Origin of the sequence: Streptomyces sp. NPDC060209, from assembly GCF_042728155.1 — a bacterium.
In the GTDB taxonomy this organism is placed as follows: Bacteria; Actinomycetota; Actinomycetes; order Streptomycetales; family Streptomycetaceae; genus Streptomyces.
Window position 1 is genome coordinate 1 of the sequence record NZ_JBHWZS010000160.1, and the last position, 19,035, is coordinate 19,035.

At 71.9% G+C, this 19,035-nt stretch carries 14 protein-coding genes; 2 read left to right on the forward strand and 12 right to left on the reverse strand.

Annotation, left to right across the window (positions count from 1 at the left end; all coding sequences use genetic code 11):
- Positions 1 to 411 precede the first annotated feature (411 nt).
- Positions 412 to 1,419 carry a stage II sporulation protein M gene (locus tag ACFWFI_RS26430; RefSeq protein ID WP_387394715.1) on the reverse strand — a complete coding sequence of 336 codons (1,008 nt, stop codon included), beginning with the start codon at positions 1,417 to 1,419 and terminating at the stop codon, positions 412 to 414.
- A gap of 119 nt (positions 1,420 to 1,538) precedes the next feature.
- Here ACFWFI_RS26430 and ACFWFI_RS26435 point away from each other — a divergent pair, with 119 nt between their 5' ends.
- Positions 1,539 to 2,516, forward strand: a complete 978-nt coding sequence (locus tag ACFWFI_RS26435; protein ID WP_387394717.1) for an RDD family protein — start codon at positions 1,539 to 1,541, stop codon at positions 2,514 to 2,516.
- A gap of 62 nt (positions 2,517 to 2,578) precedes the next feature.
- Here ACFWFI_RS26435 and ACFWFI_RS26440 read toward each other — a convergent pair whose 3' ends face one another.
- The 9 genes from ACFWFI_RS26440 to ACFWFI_RS26480 all read right to left on the reverse strand — a co-directional run bounded on the left by ACFWFI_RS26440 (position 2,579) and on the right by ACFWFI_RS26480 (position 12,582).
- Positions 2,579 to 3,211: a hypothetical protein gene (locus tag ACFWFI_RS26440; protein WP_387394719.1), complete on the reverse strand. Its 633-nt coding sequence runs from the start codon at positions 3,209 to 3,211 to the stop codon at positions 2,579 to 2,581.
- Between the two features lie 124 nt (positions 3,212 to 3,335).
- On the reverse strand, positions 3,336 to 4,793 hold the full coding sequence (ahcY, locus tag ACFWFI_RS26445; RefSeq protein ID WP_387394721.1) for an adenosylhomocysteinase: 1,458 nt from the start codon (positions 4,791 to 4,793) through the stop codon (positions 3,336 to 3,338).
- A gap of 262 nt (positions 4,794 to 5,055) precedes the next feature.
- A complete protein-coding gene (locus ACFWFI_RS26450) occupies positions 5,056 to 6,051 on the reverse strand; it encodes a cation diffusion facilitator family transporter (protein WP_387394723.1) in 996 nt (331 codons plus the stop codon).
- Between the two features lie 87 nt (positions 6,052 to 6,138).
- Positions 6,139 to 7,329, reverse strand: a complete 1,191-nt coding sequence (gene manA / locus ACFWFI_RS26455; RefSeq protein ID WP_387394725.1) for a mannose-6-phosphate isomerase, class I — start codon at positions 7,327 to 7,329, stop codon at positions 6,139 to 6,141.
- Positions 7,330 to 7,385: 56 nt separating this feature from the next.
- Positions 7,386 to 8,522: an SIS domain-containing protein gene (locus ACFWFI_RS26460; protein WP_387394727.1), complete on the reverse strand. Its 1,137-nt coding sequence runs from the start codon at positions 8,520 to 8,522 to the stop codon at positions 7,386 to 7,388.
- A gap of 40 nt (positions 8,523 to 8,562) precedes the next feature.
- Entirely contained in the window at positions 8,563 to 8,745 is a 183-nt protein-coding gene (locus ACFWFI_RS26465; RefSeq protein WP_015577430.1) for a Trm112 family protein, read from the reverse strand.
- 269 nt (positions 8,746 to 9,014) lie between these two features.
- Positions 9,015 to 10,382, reverse strand: a complete 1,368-nt coding sequence (locus ACFWFI_RS26470) for a phosphomannomutase/phosphoglucomutase (RefSeq protein WP_387394729.1) — start codon at positions 10,380 to 10,382, stop codon at positions 9,015 to 9,017.
- 61 nt (positions 10,383 to 10,443) lie between these two features.
- The gene (locus ACFWFI_RS26475) at positions 10,444 to 12,060 is read right to left on the reverse strand and encodes an L-lactate permease (protein ID WP_387394731.1); all 1,617 of its coding nucleotides are present in this window, start codon (positions 12,058 to 12,060) and stop codon (positions 10,444 to 10,446) included.
- Between the two features lie 150 nt (positions 12,061 to 12,210).
- Complete coding sequence (locus ACFWFI_RS26480; RefSeq protein ID WP_387394733.1) at positions 12,211 to 12,582, reverse strand: DUF3499 domain-containing protein; 372 nt, start codon at positions 12,580 to 12,582, stop codon at positions 12,211 to 12,213.
- Between the two features lie 322 nt (positions 12,583 to 12,904).
- Between ACFWFI_RS26480 and ACFWFI_RS26485 the strand changes: the two genes are divergently transcribed.
- Complete coding sequence (locus tag ACFWFI_RS26485) at positions 12,905 to 13,333, forward strand: metallopeptidase family protein (protein ID WP_387394735.1); 429 nt, start codon at positions 12,905 to 12,907, stop codon at positions 13,331 to 13,333.
- A gap of 21 nt (positions 13,334 to 13,354) precedes the next feature.
- Here the strand turns inward: ACFWFI_RS26485 and ACFWFI_RS26490 are convergent, their stop codons facing one another.
- Both ACFWFI_RS26490 and ACFWFI_RS26495 read right to left on the reverse strand, forming a co-directional pair.
- Positions 13,355 to 14,890 carry a DUF5719 family protein gene (locus ACFWFI_RS26490; protein WP_387394737.1) on the reverse strand — a complete coding sequence of 512 codons (1,536 nt, stop codon included), beginning with the start codon at positions 14,888 to 14,890 and terminating at the stop codon, positions 13,355 to 13,357.
- Positions 14,887 to 18,804 carry a glycosyltransferase gene (locus ACFWFI_RS26495; protein WP_387394739.1) on the reverse strand — a complete coding sequence of 1,306 codons (3,918 nt, stop codon included), beginning with the start codon at positions 18,802 to 18,804 and terminating at the stop codon, positions 14,887 to 14,889. The genes ACFWFI_RS26490 and ACFWFI_RS26495 overlap by 4 nt, the downstream gene beginning before the upstream one ends.
- Positions 18,805 to 19,035 lie beyond the last annotated feature (231 nt).

The following is a 19,035-nucleotide window of genomic DNA, read 5'->3' on the forward strand; positions in this document are numbered from 1 at the left end:
CGTGTCCGATTCCCGGTCGAAGCGGGTTACTGCTTGTTTCGCTTTCCAGTTCTTCGCTTTCGCGTTTCCCTTTCCGGCGGTTCCAACTTTACCAGACTCTTTTCCGTTCCGTTTCCGGTCCGAATTTGATTCCGGTGGCCTGTGGAGTGGCCTTTACCTTTCGGCTGACTCGACTTTATCAGAAGCAATTCGGCCGAAGCGAACCCGGTCGTTTGCTTGAAAGAGAAGAATCGATCGGCTCTGCGAGGATCACGTCCCCTGCACGAGCGAGATGAACTCTAGACGTTTCCGCACGAGCTGTCCAGCTCGTTGGAACCGTTAAAATCTACCTCCCCACGCGGACTGTGTCAACAGTTTTTTGTGGGCGACCAGGAGACTAGCAGGTCAGGGCCCCCACACGCACATCGGCTCTCAGGCCGCGGCGGGAAGCTCCGCGCTCCGTCCCTCGGCTTCGAGATCTCCCGTGTCCCCGGCCCGGGCCGCCCGGCCTCCGAGGACATAGACGTAGGCGAGAAAGGCCAGCTCAGCCACTACGCCGATGGTGATGCGGGCCCAGGTGGGAAGGCCCGACGGGGTGACGAAGCCTTCGATGACGCCGGAGACGAACAGAACCAGCGCCAGCCCGATGGCCATGCCTATCGCGGCTCGGCCCTGCTCGGCCAGGGCGGAGCGCCGGGTCCGTGGACCCGGGTCGATGACCGTCCAGCCGAGACGGAGACCCGTCCCCGCTGCGACGAAGACTGCGGTGAGCTCGAGCAGGCCGTGCGGCAGGACGAGCCCGAGGAAGGTGTCGAGACGGCCGGCGGAAGACATCAGGCCGATACCGACAGCGAGGTTGAGCACGTTGACGAAGAGGATCCAGATCACCGGTATGCAGAGGAAGGCCCCCAGCACCAGGCACATGGCTGCCGCCTGGGCATTGTTCGTCCAGACCTGGGCGGCGAACGAGGCGGCCGGGTGGCTGGAGTAGTACGTCTCGTACTCGCCGCCGGGCCGGGTCAGTGCACGCAGGTCATCAGGCGCAGCGATCGACGCCTGGACCTCCGGGTGTGCGCCGATCCACCAGCCGATGACGGCCGCCAGCAGCGTGGAGAGCACCGCCGTGGGAATCCACCAGTGCCGCGACCGGTAGACGGCCGCGGGGAAGCCCGCGGTCAGGAACCGTGCGGCGTCGCGCCACGAAGCGCGGCGCGTCCCGGTCACGGTGGAGCGCGCGCGGGCCACGAGCTGCGTGAGGCGAGCGGTCAGCAAGGGGTCCGGGGCGCTGGACTGGATCAAGGACAGGTGGGTGGCGGTGCGCTGGTACAGGGCGACGAGTTCGTCCGCTTCCTCGCCTGTCAGGCTGCGCCCTCGGTGCAGAAGATGGTCCAGGCGGTCCCACTCGGTGCGGTGGGTGGTCACGAAGACGTCGAGATCCATGGTCGGCTGCTGCTCCAGGCATGGGTGCGTACGGGTCCGTACTACGGCGGTGCGCTGCGGGTCAGCTTGGCAGACTGTGGTTCCGAGGGGCAGGGAAGGGCGGCGAGGGGTGGGTGGCGATGAATGAGCTCGTGACCGGAGACGCGGTCGTACTGGGGTTGCGGCCGGCGAGGCTGCCCAGCCGGGCGTTGGCGATCGCCATCGACCTTGCGGTACTTCTGACGGTTTTCGTTCTGCTGTCCGTAGGCCTGGCAGTGGCGACCGTGACGCTCGACGACGCGGCGACCGCGGCGATCGCCGTCGCCTCGTTTCTTCTTGTACTGGTCGGCGGACCGGTCGCGGTCGAGACGCTCAGCCACGGCCGTTCACTCGGCAAGCTTGCCTGCGGGCTTCGCGTGGTGCGGGACGACGGTGGCCCGATCCGTTTCCGGCACGCGCTGGTGCGCGGGGCGATGGGGGCGGTCGAGATCCTGGGGACGTTCGGCGTGGTGGGCTGCATCGCCTCTCTGGTGTCCGCCCGTGGCCGTCGGCTCGGTGACGTATTCGCCGGAACCCTCGTCGTACGTGAGCGGGTGCCGGCCGGGAGGGCTCTGGCTGTGCCGCCGCCCCCGCCCTGGCTCGTGGGACGTTTCGCGCAGCTGGACCTCTCAGGCGTGCCGGACGGTCTCTGGCTGGCGATACGGCAGTACCTGACACGGATGAACCAGCTCGATGCGACGGTGCGCGGGTCCATGGCCGAGCGGCTCTCCACGGACCTCGCCGCGAGCACGGGCGTTCCGGTGCCGCAGGGGGTGCCCGCGGCTGCATACCTGGCGGCCGTGGTGAACGAGCGCCAGGCGCGGGATGTCCGGCGGGTGGCCGCGGCGGCGGGCCGCAACAGCCAGGTGCCGGCGCCCTGGCCCGCCCCCGTGCAGGTACCCGTGCACAGGGAGGTCTCGGGTGACCGGCCGATGGGGGGCCGGGCCGGAGAGGCGGGCACGCCCGCGGCGACTCCTTTGGACAAGGCTCCCTCGAACAAGGCTCCCTCGGACAAGGGAGCCACGGGCAAGGACGGGGCCGGGGAGCAGGCCACGACCGGGTTCGCCCCACCCGCCTGAGCGGGGGCCGGCCGAGCCCGCCCTCCTGCACGTCGGGCGCGCGGCCCCACCCGTCCGTGCCCTCAAGCCCCGTCCGTCGGACGTGGCATGGCCGACGGCGGGGATTCGAGGTGCTCCAGCTCGATGCCCGGCGCCGCCAGCACCACGTCACCCGCGATGTGCACGGCGTGCTGATCACCGGTGTCCAGCGCGTTGACCTGGTACTCGTCCACGATCAGGGGCCCGTTGTCAGTGGCGTGCGCTTCACTGTTCAGCAGGGACCAGGACTGGTCGACGGTTCGGGGGGCGAGAACCGGGTCCGTGAAGGTGACCAGACGGACGCGGGTCGCGGGGGAATCGGGGGTGAGGCGCAGGAGCCGGGCGGTGGCGACGAGGAAGGCGGGGGATGTGCCGGAGAAGGTGTGGGCGCGGACATTGCCTTCTGTGGCATGGGCGCCGGTGGGGTCGGTCCGTACCCAGGTGACCCCGTCGAGGGCGGCGCCGCGGATCTGCCAGCTCGCGGCGTGCAGTTCGAGGCGGATGGGGCGGCCGAGTTCGTCCAGGGCCAGATCGACGGAACCCAGGTGGGCGCCCGAGGTGCCCGTGGTCTGGGAGACGTAGCGCCAGCCGGACGGGCCGGGCGCGCAGTGGAAGTGTTCTTCGCCGAGGGGGGTGTGGTCGTGGACATCGTGGAGCGAATAACGGCCGCGGGGCATGGGGTCCTTCGGGTTCCTCGGGCTGTGCGGGTGCGGTACGGGGCAGGCCCCCGGCACGGGGGTGCGGGGGCCTGCGCTCGGACCTGCTGCTGAGAGCCGCGCCGGCCGGTGGCCGACGGCCGGCTCAGTAGCGGTAGAGGTCGGACTTGTACGGGCCCTCGACCGGGACACCGATGTAGTCGGCCTGCTCCTGGCGCAGGGTCGTGAGCTTCACGCCCAGCGCGTCGAGGTGGAGACGGGCGACCTTCTCGTCCAGGTGCTTCGGCAGCACGTAGACATCGGTCGGGTACGCCTCGGGCTTGGTGAACAGCTCGATCTGGGCCAGGGTCTGGTCCGCGAACGAGTTGGACATGACGAACGAGGGGTGACCGGTGGCGTTGCCGAGGTTCAGCAGACGGCCCTCGGACAGCACGATCAGGACCTTGCCGTCCGCGAACGTCCAGGTGTGGACCTGCGGCTTGACCTCGTCCTTGACGACGCCGTCGATCTTGGCGAGGCCGGCCATGTCGATCTCGTTGTCGAAGTGGCCGATGTTGCCGACGATGGCCTGGTGCTTCATCCGGGCCATGTCGGAGGCCATGATGATGTCCTTGTTGCCCGTCGTCGTGACGAAGATGTCCGCGGTCTCCACCACGTCGTCCAGCGTCGCGACCTGGTAACCGTCCATCGCGGCCTGCAGGGCGCAGATGGGGTCGATCTCCGTGATGATCACCCGGGCGCCCTGGCCGCGGAGGGACTCCGCGCAGCCCTTGCCCACGTCGCCGTAGCCGCAGACGACGGCGGTCTTGCCGCCGATCAGGACGTCGGTGGCGCGGTTGATGCCGTCGATCAGCGAGTGGCGGCAGCCGTACTTGTTGTCGAACTTCGACTTGGTGACCGCGTCGTTGACGTTGATCGCCGGGAAAAGGAGGGTGCCGTCACGGTGCATCTCGTACAGCCGGTGCACACCGGTCGTGGTCTCCTCGGTCACGCCGCGGATCTCGGACGCCAGCTGGGTCCACTTCTGCGGGGACTCGCCGAGCGTGCGGTTCAGCAAGGTGAGGATGTAGGCGTACTCCTCGCTGTCCGCGGTCGACGGGTCCGGGGCCTCTCCGGCCTTCTCGAACTCGACGCCCTTGTGGACGAGGAGGGTGGCGTCACCACCGTCGTCGAGGATCATGTTCGGGCCGCCGGTGGGGGTGTTGGGCCAGGTCAGAGCCTGCTCCGTGCACCACCAGTACTCCTCCAGGCTCTCGCCCTTCCAGGCGAAGACCGGGACGCCGGCGGGAGCGTCCGGAGTGCCGTTCGGACCGACCGCGATGGCGGCGGCGGCGTGGTCCTGGGTGGAGAAGATGTTGCAGGAGGCCCAGCGGACGTCGGCGCCCAGGGCGACGAGCGTCTCGATGAGCACCGCGGTCTGCACCGTCATGTGCAGCGAGCCGGTGATCCGGGCGCCGGCCAGCGGCTGCGTGGCGGCGTACTCCTTGCGGATGGACATCAGGCCGGGCATCTCGTGCTCGGCGAGGTTGATCTCCTTGCGCCCGAAGGGGGCGAGGGAAAGGTCAGCGACCTTGAAGTCCTGGCGATTGGCGGCCGTCGTCATAACGGGCTGCTCCTCGTAGTGGGTCGAGGGTGGACTGGCTGGCTCTGCGGCGGCCACGGGCACACGAATGCCCGGGCGATCCGCAGTGCAGTCCGTCGGAGGCCCTCTCTCCCTCGGCCGGCCCGCTTCCGCGAACCGATCGACCGCCATCAGCAGCGACGTCTGGTACTCCCCCGAATCTACACCGAACGGCCCAGTGAGCCCCAGCCCGCCTGGGCGGCGGGGTGGGTCACCGGGCCGTTCGGGGCTGATCCTCAGCGGGTCAGTGGCCGGATCCGGTCGGCGCGTCGTCGGGAGACGCGGGGCCTCCCGGGGCCTTGCCCGGGTTGGTCCCGGCCGCGGCGGCGGCCTCGTCGTAGATGTCGGGCTCGAGGTAGATGACCCGGGCGATCGGGACGGCCTCACGGATCCGGTTCTCGGCGGCGTTGATCGCTTCCGCGACCTCGGCGGCGGACTCCTCGGCCCGCACCGCGATCTTGGCCGCCACGAGCAGCTCCTCCGGACCGAGGTGGAGCGTGCGCATGTGGATGACGCGGGTGACGGTGTCGCCGTCGACCACCGCGGCCTGGATCTTCTCGACGTCCTCGACGCCGGCAGCCTCACCGAGCAGCAGCGACTTCGTCTCGGCTGCGAGAACGATCGCGATCACGATCAGCAGGATGCCGATGCACAGGGTACCGATGCCGTCCCACACTCCGTTGCCGGTGCCCAGCGCAAGGCCGACGCCACCGAGGGCCAGGATCAGGCCGACGAGGGCGCCGAGGTCCTCGAGGAGGACGACGGGGAGCTCGGGCGCCTTGGCGCGGCGGACGAACTGCGTCCAGGACAGCTTGCCGCGGGTCTGGTTGGACTCCGCGATGGCCGTACGGAAGGAGAAGCTCTCGGCGATGATCGCGAAGATCAGCACGCCGACCGGCCAGTACCAGGCCTCGATCTCGTGCGGGTGCTTGATCTTCTCGTAGCCCTCGTAGATCGCGAACATGCCACCGACCGAGAACAGCACGATGGACACGAGGAAGGCGTAGATGTAGCGCTCGCGCCCGTAGCCGAAGGGGTGCTGGGGAGTCGCCTCCCGCTGGGCCTTCTTGCCGCCGAGCAGCAGGAGCCCCTGGTTGCCCGAGTCCGCCAGCGAGTGGACGCTCTCCGCCAGCATCGATGACGAGCCACTGAAGAGGAACGCCACGAATTTGGCCACTGCGATCGCGAGGTTGGCGGCGAGTGCCGCCACGATCGCCTTGGTTCCGCCTGACGCGCTCATGGGTGCCTGGTGTCCCTTCCTCGGTGCTGCGGCACGGGCGCCGCGTTACGGCCGGACATTGTTGCAGCCGCTGGTGGGGACGGTACGTCAGACCACCACAGTCGCACGGAAGAGTGTTCCCGTACCGGCCACTTCGACCGTTTCGTCCGCAGGGACGAACACGGATTCGCCGGGTGCGAGGCCGGTGTCCCCTGCCCGCGGGGCACCTGCCGTGCAGAGCAGGATCTGCGGGGTGGCCGCCGTCAGGTCGACGGGGGCACCGCCGGCCGGCAGGACATAGCGCGACAGCCGGAATTCGTCGACCGGCGTCTCGTACAGCTCCTCGCCGGTGGGTGCGGCCTCGGGACGCAGGATGCCGGGCTCCGTGGCTTCGAAGCGGACGATGCGCAGCAGTTCGGGGACATCGATGTGCTTGGGGGTCAGACCGCAGCGCAGCACGTTGTCGGAGTTGGCCATGATCTCGACACCCAGGCCGCCGAGATAGGCGTGCGGCACACCCGCGCCGAGGAACATGGCTTCGCCGGGCTGGAGTTGTACGTAGTTCAGCAGCATGGCCGCGATGACGCCCGGGTCGCCGGGGTAGTGGTGGGCGATCTGGGCGTACGGGGCGTGTGCGCCGCCGAGCCGCCCCGCGGCCTCGGCCGCCTCGGCGACCGTGTGCGCCATCTCGTCGGGGTCCGCGGTGAGGATCGCCGTGAGGACCTCGCGGAGGGCCCCGTCCTCGGGGCGGGCGCTGAGCAGGTCCACGTAGGGCTTGAGGGAGTCGACGCCGAGGGCGGCTATCAGGTCGGCGGCCTCCGCGGGCCTGCGGAAGCCGCACAGTCCGTCGAAGGGCGTGAGCGCGCAGATCAGCTCGGGCTTGTGGTTGGCGTCCTTGTAGGTGCGGTGAGGCGCGTCGACGGGGACGCCCCGGCGCTCCTCGTCCGCGTAGCCCTGCTGTGCCTGTGCGAGGTCGGGGTGGACCTGGAGGGACAGCGGGGCACCGGCCGCGAGCAGCTTGAGCAGGAAGGGGAGGCGCGGCCCGAAGGCCCGGACGGCCGCGGGGCCGAGTTCGCGCTCGGGGTCGGCCTCGATGACGTCCGTGAGGGACTGCTCGCCCGTCCCGGAGCTTGCGGCGTCCGCTCCGGTCGAGCGGGTGAGGCGCGAAGGGGCTCCCGGATGGGCTCCCATCCACATCTCTGCCTGCGGTTCGCCGGTCGGGGCTGTGCCGAGCAGCTCGGGGATGGCCGTGGTGGACCCCCAGGCGTAGGGGCGCACGGTGTTGGAGAGCCGGTCCATGGAGATGTGTCCTCGTGGGATGCGCGGGGCGTGGGTGCCCAGGGGGAGGCGGGCCGTCAGGCCCGGTTGTCGGAGGCCAGGGAGGCGTAGACAGCGGCGAAATCGGTGACCGCGAGGAGTTCGGCGAGGGATTCGAGCTCGTTGCCCTCCTCCGGTTCGAGTTCGCTGATGGCCGTGTCGTGGCTCAGGGCCAGTTCGCGGGCGGCGGGGCTCGCGGTCAGGCCACCGGTGGGACGGTCACGGAGGAGGACGACACGGGCACGCATGGCCTCGGGCTCGTCCACCCGGTCCCGGAAGAAGTCGTCGGGGTCGGCCCCCGCGGCGAACGCTCCTGCGAGCAGGCCCCCGTGGGCGGGCAGGGCCTGCGGCAGCTCGGCCACGAGGGCCGGGCGGCCGGCGAGCTCGGCCAGGACGGCGGCGAACCGGCGCCCGACGGGTCCCGCGGCCTCTCCCTCGGTCCAGACGAGGGGCAGGCTGTCGGCGAGTTCCGCGGCAAGGGTCTTGGCCGGGTTGCTGTACGTGGCGATGGCCGGTCCACAGCGCTCGGCGGTGCGGTCGAGGCGGTCGGCGACCTTCTGCAGCGTGTCCGGGGACGCGTCGATCAATCCCACCCGGTCCAGGAGGGCGAGCAGCGGGGTGAGCAGGGCCCACAGCGTGCCGGGGCCCGCCGCAGAGGTCTCGGCGTCGTACTCGCCGTGCGGGGCGGCCGCCATGGGTACGACGAGTCCGTGGACCCCGTCGACTGCTTCGCGTAGGGGGGACCGGACGGGTGCGACGGCGACGACCGTGCAGCCGCGGCGGTACGCCTGCTCGGCGAGCAGCGCGAGACCGGGTTCCGAGCCGTCGGCCGTGGCGATGAGCAACAGGTCCACGGACCCGGCCCACCCCGGCAGCGCCCAGCGCAGCGCTCCGGCGGCTGCCGCGACCCCGGTGGGGCGGATCGCGGTGACGGGCGCGGAGGCGCCCGCGAGGGCGCCGATCAGGTCGGCGACGCCGGACGCGGCGGTGCCGGGGCCCGCGACGAGGACGGCGCGGGGCCGGCCTTCGGGGGCCAGCGTGCCGATTCCGGCGTCGGCGGCGTGCCGGGCGGCGGTGCGGACGCGGGCTCCGGCCTCGGCGGCGCCGCGCAGCAGCCCTCGCCGGTCGGCTCGGGCCAGGGCATCCGGTGCGTCGAGCAGCGACTCGTCGAGCATGGTGGTGGGCCTCCGATCACCGTGCTGATCAGGGTGCGGGTTACGCGGGGCGGCGGGCCTCGTCGACGAGGAGCACCGGGATGCCGTCCCGGACCGGGTAGGCGAGACCGCAGTCCGTGCCGGTGCAGACCAGCTCGGGGCTTTCGGCCGCGGACCGGTCGTCGAGCCCGGCGTGGCAGGCCGGGCAGGCGAGGATCTCCAGGAGGCCGGCTTCGAGCGGCATGGGGTGGGTCCCTTCGGGCATGCGGTGCGGATCCGGTCCGGACCCGGTTCGGGTACGGACAGCATGGGGCGTGGTCAGCCTACCGCCGGGCCGAGAGGGTCGCGGCCCGGCAGGCCCCGCCCGACGGGCCATGCATCGGTGGCATGGACGCGGCGAGCGGTGCGGGCGCCGTGGTCACCCAGCGGTGCGTGTGCCCACGGTGCGTGTGCCCACGGTGCGTGTGCCCACGGTGCGTGCACCACCCTGCGTGTGCCCCCGGTGCGTACCGGTCACACACGGACGAGGGCGAGGACCTCGTCGCGGACCGTCGTCATCGTCTTCTCGTCCCGTGCCTCGACGTTGAGACGCAGCAGCGGCTCGGTGTTGGAGGCACGGAGGTTGAACCACCAGTCGGGTCCGGTGACCGTGAGTCCGTCGAGCTCGTCGAACCGCACGTCGTCACGGCCGTCGTACGCCGCCCTGATCGCGGCGAGCCTGCCTGCCTGGTCGGCCACGGTGGAGTTGATCTCGCCGGAGCCGGTGTAGCGGTCGTAACTGTCGAGTAGGCCGGAGAGCGGGCCCTCCTGGCCGCCGAGCGCGGCCAGGACGTGGAGGGCGGCGAGCATCCCCGTATCGGCGTTCCAGAAATCGCGGAAGTAGTAGTGCGCCGAGTGTTCGCCGCCGAAGATCGCGCCGTGCTCGGCCATCTCGGCCTTGATGAACGAGTGGCCGACGCGGGTGCGGACCGGGGTTCCGCCGTTCTCGCGGACGACCTCGGGGACGGACCAGGAGGTGATCAGGTTGTGGATGACGGTGCCCCTGCCGCCGTTGCGGGCCAGCTCGCGGGCGGCGACCAGGGCCGTGATCGCGGACGGGGACACGCCTTCGCCGCGCTCGTCGACGACGAAGCACCGGTCCGCGTCGCCGTCGAAGGCGAGGCCGAGGTCGGCGCCCTCGGCGAGGACGCGCGCCTGGAGGTCGACGATGTTCTTCGGGTCGAGGGGGTTGGCCTCGTGGTTGGGGAAGGTGCCGTCGAGCTCGAAGTACATGGGTACGAGGTCGAGGGGGAGCCCCTCGAAGACGGTGGGAACGGTGTGGCCGCCCATGCCGTTGCCCGCGTCCACGACGACCTTGAGCGGCCGGATCCCGGAGAGGCCGACGAGGCCCAGCAGGTGTGCGGCGTAGTCGGTGAGGGTGTCGCGCTCGGTGACCGTGCCCGTGGTGGTGGCGGTCGTGGCGGGGAGGCCGTGTTCCGACCACTGCTCGACCAGTGTGCGGATCTCGGTCAGGCCGGTGTCCTGGCCCACGGGCGCGGCCCCGGCGCGGCACAGCTTGATGCCGTTGTACCGCGCCGGATTGTGCGAGGCCGTGAACATCGCTCCGGGCAGGTCCAGCGCCCCGGACGCGTAGTACAGCTGGTCCGTCGAGCAGAGCCCGATGAGGGTCACGTCGGCGCCGCGTGCCGTCGCACCACGGGCGAAGGCGGCGGCCAGACCGGGCGAGGACGGCCGCATGTCGTGGCCGATCACGATCGCGTCCGCGTCGGCGACCTGGACGAAGGCGGCGCCGAACAGTTCGGCGAGCGGCTCGTCCCACTGGTCGGGCACGACTCCGCGCACGTCGTACGCCTTCACGAGCTGCGACAGGTCAGCAACCACGGCCGGTCCTCCTGGGGTCTTTACGGACCGCCCAAACTACCCGGCGTCTCCGGGCCTCCGGTCAGGGGAGCATCCAGCCCAGCACCGCCGTGCTCTGCGCCATCACCACCAGGCACATGACCAGGAGCAGGCCGAGGCTCCACGGCAGGACCTTGCGCAGCAGATCGCCCTCGCGTCCGGCGAGACCGACGGCCGCGCAGGCGATCGTCAGATTCTGCGGGGAGATCATCTTGCCCAGCACTCCCCCGGAGCTGTTGGCCGCGGCGAGGAGCTCCGGGGAGAGGCCCGACTCCCGTGCGGCGGACACCTGGAGGGCACCGAAGAGGGCGTTGGCCGAGGTGTCGGAGCCGGAGACCGCGACGCCGAACCAGCCGAGCACCGGGGAGAGGAAGGCGAGTCCGGCGCCTGCCGCGGCGACGGACTGGCCGATTGTGGCGGCCTGTCCGGAGAGGTTCATGACATAGGCGAGGGCGAGCACGGACGTCACGGTGAGAATCGCGTAGCGCAGTTCGTGCACGGTGGCCACCCACTCCCGCGCCGCGGTGCCGGCCCGTACGCCGATCACGACGGCGGTGACCAGGCCCGCGAGCAGGACGAGGGTGCCTCCCGTGCCGAGGAGCGGGAGGGAGAACACATTGGCTCCGACCGGTTCGCCGTCGGGTCCCGCGACGTCGAGGAACGGCCAGTCGAAGACGCGCGTCGCCTCGGCCAGCAGCCGCTTGACGGGCGGTATCTGGGCGACCGAGAACACCACGACGATCAGTGCGTAGGGGGCGTAGGCGCGCAGCACCTCGCGGCGCGGGTCCTCCTCGTCCAGGTCCTCGCTGCGTACGCCCGTCAGCACGGCCGCGCGCACGGGTTCGTCGGCGGGCCTGCGTGCGCCGGGGACCGCGATCAGCGCGCCCGCGCCCACCAGTGCGGCGGCGATGTCGGCGAGCTGGGCGGAGACGAAGTTGGACGCTGCGAACTGCGCGACGGCGAAGGCGACTCCGCAGACGAGCGCGGGGAGCCAGGTCTCCCGCAGCCCTCGCCTGCCGTCCACCAGGAAGACCAGGATCAGCGGGACGACGAGTGCGAGCAGCGGCGTCTGGCGGCCGACGACCGTGGCGACGTCGTCCAGCGGCAGACCGGTGACCTGAGCGAGTGTCACCACGGGGGTGCCCATGGCGCCGAAGGCGACGGGCGCCGTGTTGGCGACCAGCGAGACGACGGCGGCCTTCACCGGGTCGAAGCCGAGCGCGACGAGCATGACCGAGCAGATCGCGACGGGTGCGCCGAAGCCGGCCAGAGCCTCCAGGAGCGCGCCGAAGCAGAAGGCGATGACCAGCGCCTGGATGCGGGGGTCGTCGGAGACCCGGCCGAAGGAGCGTCGCAGGATGTCGAAGTGCTGCGTGCGGACGGTCATCCGGTACACCCAGAGGGCGTTGACGACGATCCACATGATGGGGAAGAGCCCGAAGAGGACGCCTTGCGCCCCTGCGGACAGGGTCTGCCCGACGGGCATGCCGAACGCCAGCCAGCCGACGAGCACGGCGACGGCGAGCCCGATGAGTCCGGCGCGGTGGGCCTTCATCCGGACGGCGCCGAGCAGGACCAGGACGGTCACCAGTGGCAAGGAAGCGACAAGAGCGGACAGGGCGAGCGAATCGGCTACGGGTTCGAGTTGCTGGACAAACACACAGACCTCCCCGGATTCCGTGATGCGGAAGCGATCTCTCACGGGTGGGGGAATGGTCGTGTCCGCGACAAGCCAACGTCAATGCTCCGTACCGGAAAACTTCCTCGGGACGGAGACGTGACGGGTGGGACCGACGGTGCGGAAGGTGTGTCAGGAGTCCGGGGAGCGCAGCACCCTGAGATGTCCCCGGCGCGCGACCTCCACCGGGTCCGCCGCTCGCGGTCCCCTGCCGCCCTGCTGCCGGTCCTGGGGCCGGGCCGCCTCGCGCACGGCGTTGGCCAGCGCTTCGAGATCGTCACCGCTGGGACGGGTGGGAGCCGAGGGGTCGGAGAGCCGGACGACGTCCCAGCCGCGCGGCGCGGTGAGCCGCTCACCGTGCTCGGCACAGAGGTCGTAGCAGTGGGGCTCGGCATAGGTGGCGAGCGGGCCGAGGACCGCGGTCGAGTCGGCATAGACGTACGTCAGTGTCGCGACGGCGGGACGGCCGCACGCGGTTCGCGAACAGCGACGTACAGGGCTCACGATGTTGGACGGTACCGCACTCTTGAGCGGGCTGCGACGACTCTCCCTCAGCCACCCCCCTCGTGTCGCCCCAGGAACCGGGCCACGCGCGGCTCCGGCGCAACCGGTCCGACCTGCGCGGAAGCCGGTGTGCGCCGGTGAGCGCGGGCCGGGTCGCGGTCGCCGGAGAGAACATAAGCGGTCATCCGACGAAGGACCGGCGATCGGAGCAAGGACCGGAACCGCACTCGACCCTTGCCGGAATGTTCATCTTGGGTCATCCGGTGGGCCTGCGGAGAAGCCGTGATCGTCCCGGCCCGAGGAGAGTTACGCTGCGTCGGTGATGGACAGTCCCGTATCGCCCCTCCCGCCCGAGCCGCGGCCCCGCCGCCGCGACCGCCACGGCCGCGGTATGCGCGGGCCGGTCGCGCCGCCCCAGGTGCCGCTGTCCGTCAGCAGGGCCGAGAGCTTCCGCGACCTCGTCCAGGATTCGGTGGAGCGGCTGGAGCGGCGCTGGCCGCAGCTGACGGATGTGGACTTCCTGGTCCTCGACGTACCGGGCTCGCTCGAGGAGACCGTGCCGCTGGGGCGCGCGCTGTCCGCCGTGAAGGGGCAGCCCGCCCAGATCGTCGTCTACCGGCGCCCCGTCGAGATCCGCACCAAGAGCCGGGACGAGCGCGCTCTGCTGGTGCACGAGGTCGTGGTGGAGCAGGTCGCGGAGCTGCTCGGCCTCTCCCCCGAGTCCGTCGACCCGCGCTACGGGCAGGACTGAGCCCGCCCGCGGCGCGGGGGCTCAGTCGTCCAGGACCGACAGGTCCTGCTCCGCCGCGGGCACCTCGACCGTGCCCCCGTCGTCCGGCAGCGTCTGCACGGTGAACATGTCGACCCCGCCCTCCGGGAGTTTGAGCGTGCGGGCCGCGTGCACCGGACCGCCCGACTCGGTCTCCACCGTCAGGGCGTAGCCGCCCTTCAGGCCGGCCGGAGCCTCGGGTGTGACCTCGAGCGTCGTACCGCCCTTGACCGTGTACGTCTTGACGGTCGCCTCGCCGCCCTCGCTGCCCGCCGACGCCGTGACCTTGACCTTGGCCGTTTCGCCCGGGGCGGTCAGGGAAAGCACCGAACCCTTCGCCCGGTTGTCGGCGACGCCCGCCCGTTCGCCCACGGGGCCGGTCGCCGGAATGAACGCGACCTCCTGCTTCGCTCCGGTGCCGCGCACCACGCGCAGCGCGGCGACCACCGGAGTCGTGCTGCCGTCGGCGGGGGACAGCCGGAGCGAGCCGGGCTCCCCCCGTGTGACGTCCTTGAGATCGACGCTCGCGGTCATCTGCGACTTGATGTGCAGCGTGTCGTTACCGGCCGGCGAGAACGTCCCGCTCTTGCCCAGGAGCTGGACCTTCACATCGGCGTCGGCCTCCCCGGGCGCGAACGCCACCAGGCGTACGGAGGTGGCGTCGGCCGGGATCCCCGGCAGGACCTGGGTGCCGGCCGGGTCGGCGGACGCGGCCAGCCAGTCGCTGCCCACCGCGTCCTCGGCCGCGCTCACGACCGCGCCGACGCGTCCCGTCCGGGTGGTGACATGGACGGTCACATTCTCGGCGGCCTCGCTGGTCAGGGTCGAGATGAGCATCGGGACACTCGACTTCGCCGGGACCGTGATGCCTTCCCCGACATCGGACTTGAGGGCGCCGTCGGCGCCGTACAGCTCGATGTCGGCGACGGCGGCGGTGTCGTCGGGGTTGGTCAGGTGGACGTAGTCCTGGCGGGACGCCCCGGTACTCGCGCCCGGGAACCAGAAGTCCGTGTCGGGGGCGGTGCAGCTGACACCGAGCAGGCCGCGGGCACCGCCCGCGGCGGCCGTGGTGGTCTGCTGGGCGGCCCAGCCCGGGGCGAACTTGCCGGTGGCGGTGCCGATCAGTGCGGGAGCGTCGGACTCGGAGGTCTCGGCGGTGGACGGCTTGCCGAGGTCCTTGAGGGAGATGACGGGCTTGCCGTCCGCCGCCTTCTCCTTGTCGGCGTCGTCCTTCTCCTTGTCCGCGTCCTCGTCGGCCGGCTTGTCCTCGTCCGTCGGAAGGGGCGTGGCCGGCGTCAGCTCCGCGGCACCGGCCTCTCCGCCGCTCTTCCCCGCCGGGGTGAAGGACGTGTACGTCGTCTCCGCGAGGTCGGACGTGCTCGGCGCCGGGCAGAGCAGGCTGGAGCGCTCGACGGGAAGCCGGGCGGCGGCCTTCGCCTCCGTCGCGCCCTCGTCGCCGGGCGCGGTGAGCGCGGCGAAACCGGTGACGGCGGCGAGGGCGACGACGCCCGCGATGAGGGACAGGGGGGTGGACTTCACTCGGACTCGCCTCGCGATGCGTTGCCGTTGCCGGTCGGCCACGGGCCCTGGCCCGGGGCTGTGTTCTTGTCGTGCCCGTCTTGCCCGTCATGCCCGTCGTACGGGGCGGCTTCGCCCGTCCCCGTGTCGTAGGGCTGCTGCTGGACGTAGCCGTACGGGTCGTAGGCGCCCTGCTGCTGATACGGGTCCTGCTGGTACGGATCGGCCTGGTAGTACTGGCCGGCGTCCTGCCCGCCCTGGTACTGGCCGTAGTCGGCGCCCTGGTACTGCTGGGCGTCCCACTCCCCGTAGTTCTGCTGGGGCACCGCGGCGTAGGTGCCGGTGCCGTCCTGGTCCCCCTGGACCACCGCATAGCTGCCGGTGCCGTCCTGGTCCCCCTGGACCACCGCATAGCTGCCGGTGCCGTCCTGGTCCCCCGGAACCGCCGCGTACGTGCCGGTACCTTCCTGTGCGCCGGGAACCGCGTACGGATCGGTGCCGTCCTGGACCCCCGGGGCCGTCGCGTACGGGTCGGTGCTCTGCTGCGCCGGGATGTACTCCCCGGGCGCCTGCTCCGGCATGCCGTGAGCCGCGTCGCCGTACCCGGCCGTCGCGCCGTCCTCCGCGTACGCCTGCCCTGCGGGGTCGTCGCCCGCCGCCGCGGCTTCCGCCTGGGCGGCCGCGCGCAGCCTGCGTGCCCGGCGCCCCTCCCCGGCGACCGGTTCGGCCGGAACGGCCTCGGTCTCCTCGGGCAGGTCGTCGTCGATGTCCCGGCGGCGGCCCGGCAGGGCCAGGACCACAAGGACGACGCCGAGCGCGACCTGCGTCCAGACCCAGGCGGTGTGCGTGACGGGCGCGTCGTAGGTGAGGTCCAGGGTGCCGCCCTCGGTGGGAAGCGCGAAGCCCTGTGCCCATCCGTCCACGGTCTTCGGGGTCAGCGCCCGGCCGTTCAGCGTGGCCTGCCATCCCGGGTCGGCCGCGTCGGCGACGCGCAGCACCCGGCCGGAGTCGCCCTCGGGAATCCTGGTGTGCGCCTCGACGGACAGCGATCCGACGGGGACGGGCTCGGCGCCCTTGCCCGAGGGGACGATCGCGAGCCGGGAGACCTGGCGGTCGACCCGCCACAGGGCGCTCCCGTCGAGCTGGCTGAGCCGGCTCAAGCCCGGCGTCGAGTCCAGCACCCGGCTCATCTGACGCGGCGCTCCGTCCCGCACGAGGACGTAGCGGATCGCGAAGCCGCTGAGCTGACTGCCCTGGTCCGCTCCGGAGCCCGCGACCAGGTTGGCGACGACCTTGTCGAGGTGGCTGTTGCTGCCGCCCGCCTCGGTCAGCTCGGCGTCGCCGAGACGGGCGCCCGAGCCGCGGACCAGGCTGTACGAGACGGCCGCCGGTGACGTGCCCCCGAGCACGAGGGTGCGCGCCTGGTCGCGGGTGCTGCTCTCCTCCGCGACGAAGGCGGGCACCTGCACGGGGTCGCGGCGCTCCACCGGACCGGCCGCGCCGCCGATCATCCAGCCGGCCGCGGCCAGGACGGGCGCGAGCCCTGCGGCCAGAGCGATCAGCGCTGCGACCGGCTGGCGCCAGCCGAAGCTCAGCGCGGCGACCCGCACCCGGGCGCCGTCCGCGCCGAGCAGTGCTGCGGTGAGCAGTGCGATTCCGTAGACGAGGGTGGCGGGCCCCGCCCAGGTGGAGCCGTTGGAGATTCCCGCGAAGACCAGGGACACGAGCACGACGACCCAGGTGGTACGGATCGCGAACTGCCGCTCCCCGCGCAGCAGCGCGGCCAGCGCCGCAAGCACGATGCCCAGCAGCAGGACGCCGCCCGCGGCCTTGGGGCCGCCGGGGCTGATGCCGAGCAGGTCGAGCGCCGAAGCCGTGCCCGTACCGATGTCGAGCCCGGCCTCCTTCAGGAAGCCGGCCGGGCTGGTCAGCAGGGACAGCGACCAGGGCGCGAGGACCAGGATCGGGGTTCCGGCCATGGCCAGGAAGCGCAGTCCGTACGCGGCGATGTCACTCCGGCGCAGCACGAGCACGCCGATGCCGAGGACCACCGCGAGCGGCCAGACGATCGGTGTGAAGGCCGTCGTGAAGGTGAGCAGCAGGGTGTACGCCCAGGTGGCGCGCCAGCTGCCGCGTGCGGTGGAGCCGTCGCCCCGCAGCCCGTGCGCGGCGACGGCGGCGCGGGCGATCAGCGGCAGCAGTACGGCCAGCACGGCTGTGCCGAGACGTCCGGTGGCGAGCGCTCCGGTGGCGGCCGGCAGGAAGGCGTACGCGATGCTCGCCCAGGCCCGCAGCAGCCGGGACTCGATCAGCGGCCGGGAGGCGAAGTACGCGGTGAGCCCGGCGAGCGGGACCGAGCAGACCAGCAGGAGGGTGAGCGCGAAGCCCGTGGAGCCGAGGAACAGCGCCGACAGGGCGGCGATCACGCCGAGGTAGGGCGGTGCGGACTGGGTTCCGCCGGTACCGACGGGGTGCCAGCCGTCCGCGTATCGCCCCCAGAGGTCGGAGACGTCGGCGGGGGCGGGCAGCAGCGCGCCGCCCGCGAGGGCGCCGCTGCTGAGAAGACCCCGGCAGGCCACAAGCGAGATGAGGAGGAGGAGCGCGAAGAGCACGGGGCCGGGCTTGCGGCCGACCTTCTTGAGGCGGGCGAACTGCTCGATCTCCAGGAAGTCGGCGTCGTCACCGCCCGGCCCGGACTCGACCGCTCCGTGCCGCGAACCGCCCGAGTCGGAGTCTGTCCGGTTGCCGAAGTTGCCCGCGACCTGTTCGACGGTGGCGCGGACCGTGGCACCGGGCGGCGGGAAGAGCGACCGCAGCTCGGCCGCGTCCACCGCCCCTCCCTTGCGCGCGCGGCGGGCGGCGATGATCCGCCCGGGGCGCAGCAGGGTGCCGAAGAGCCCGGCGACCTCGTCGAGCGCCTGCCCGGGCACCTTGCCGACGAGGTAGGCGAGGGTACGCAGCAGAGTGCCGACGACGAGGCGGAGCAGGGCCCACGGCAGCTGTTTGCCGCGGGCGTTGACGAGCATCGTGTAGACGGCGCCCGCCTTGTCGACGCGGTGCGGGCTGGCGACGGAGCGTCCGGCGCAGTCGATGGGGCGACGTTCCCTGGCGGAGGCCTCGGCATGCCGCAGGACGGCGTCGGGGGCGACGAGCACCCGGTGGCCGGCCATGTGGGCGCGCCAGCAGAGGTCCACGTCGTCACGCATCAGGGGGAGCCTGCGGTCGAAGCCGCCGAGCTCCTCCCAGACGTCGCGGCGCACCAGCATGCCGGCGGAGGAGACGGAGAGCACCGTACGGACCTGGTCGTGCTGGCCCTGGTCCTGCTCGCGGCGGTCCAGTCCGGTCCAGCGGCGTCCGCTGTTGGCGATGGAGACGCCGACCTCGAGGAGTTGCTTGCGGTCGTACCAGCCGCGCAGCTTGGGCCCGACGATCGCGGCGTGCTGGTCGTTGTCGACGACGCGGAGCATCTCGGCGAGCGCGTCCGGCTCGGGTGCGCTGTCGTCGTGCAGCAGCCAGAGCCACTGGACCGGTTCGCCGTGCGGGAGCTCCGGCAGGTCGTAGGCGTCGTCGCGCCAGCTGCGGGTGACCGGGTCCCAGCCGCTGGGGCGCTTCAGATACGGCAGGTCGTCGGGGGTGAGGACGCCGGCCGTGCGGGTCGCCTCGTCGACTGCGGTGCCGAAGCTCGTACGCCTTGCCAGATGGAGGACGCGCTCACCGCCGAGCGCCTCGGCGACCAGGCGGGCGGAGTCGTCGGCGCTTCCGGTGTCGGCGGCGACGACGTTCTGTACGGGGCGCTCCTGCCCGAGCAGTCCGCCGAGCACGTGGGGCAGCCAGCGTGCGCCGTCGTGCGAGACGAGCACGGCGGTGACGACGTGCCGGGGGAACTCTGGGGCGGCGGCCGCGTTGGGCGCCGCCGAGTGGCTGTGCACGGACATCGGGGTTCGGGCCCTCCGGCCGGGTCCGGAGGGGGTTCCCCCCGGGGGCTGCATCGGTGTACACGCGCGCCCCGGCGGGGCGTTGGCGCGTCTCTCGGACGGGGCCCCACACTAACGGTACGGATGTCCGCCCCGCGCCGAGCGGTTGACCGGCGGGAACCGGAGACGGCCGGAGATGCCGGAGATGGCCGGACATGCCGATGGCCTGGGGGCCGCACCCTGCGTACAGGG